The 801-nt window shown below is 66.5% G+C and carries 1 protein-coding gene; it reads left to right on the top strand.

The genetic code is table 11. From position 1 onward, the window contains the following. A partial coding sequence (locus G3T14_RS24385; RefSeq protein ID WP_163645037.1) for a molybdopterin-dependent oxidoreductase occupies window positions 1-791 on the top strand: 791 nt, incomplete at its 5' end. Window positions 792-801: the final 10 nt, after the last annotated feature.

Raw genomic sequence — 801 nt, 5'->3', positions numbered from 1 at the left:
CGCGGGTGAACCTCAACATGATGTGGGCTGGGGTCGACGACGCCTCCTGGTCCGGGTTACTCGTGTTCGTCCCGGCGATGGCGCTCCTCGGCCTGATCTCGTGGCTGGCCTCGCCCCTCACGATCCGCCACGCCCGCGTCGTGCAGCGCGTGGGTACGGCCATGGTCGGGCCGATCAAGGGCCTGGCCGAATGGTGGGACCCGAAGGGCCAGCTGACCGAATCCGACATCTCCCCCTTCATGTGGCCGAACGGCACGATGCCGAAATCCGCCGAGTTCGATGCCCTCGTGGCGGACGGTTTTGCGGGGTATCGCCTCCGCGTCGGCGGTCTGGTGGACACGCCCGTCGTGCTCTCGATGGACGACCTGCGCGCCCTCTCGAAGCAGGAGCAGATCACCACCCACTTCTGCATCCAAGGCTGGTCCGGCGTGGCCAAGTGGGGCGGCGTCCCGATGCGCACGATCCTGGACCTGGTGCGTCCGACGGCGGAGGCGCGCTACGCCGTGTTTTACTCCTTCGCGGACGGCGGCGAAGGCGGCCGGTATTACGACGTGCACACCATCGGCAACATGGGGCATGCCCTCACGATGCTGGCCTACGAGATGAACGGCGCTCCGGTCAGCGTGCTGCACGGCGCGCCCATCCGGCTGCGATGCGAGAACGAACTCGGGTTCAAGATGGTGAAATGGGTCGCCGCCATCGAGTTCGTCCACGACTTCGCCGATCTCGGCGCCGGCCATGGCGGATACAACGAGGACCATGAGTTCTACGGCTACCGGATGCCGATCTGATGCCGGCATC

This window comes from Methylobacterium sp. BTF04, from assembly GCF_010692745.1.
In the GTDB taxonomy this organism is placed as follows: Bacteria; Pseudomonadota; Alphaproteobacteria; order Rhizobiales; family Beijerinckiaceae; genus Methylobacterium.
The sequence above is the reverse complement of the archived record's forward strand: the minus strand, read 5'-3'. Positions and strand labels throughout refer to the sequence as shown.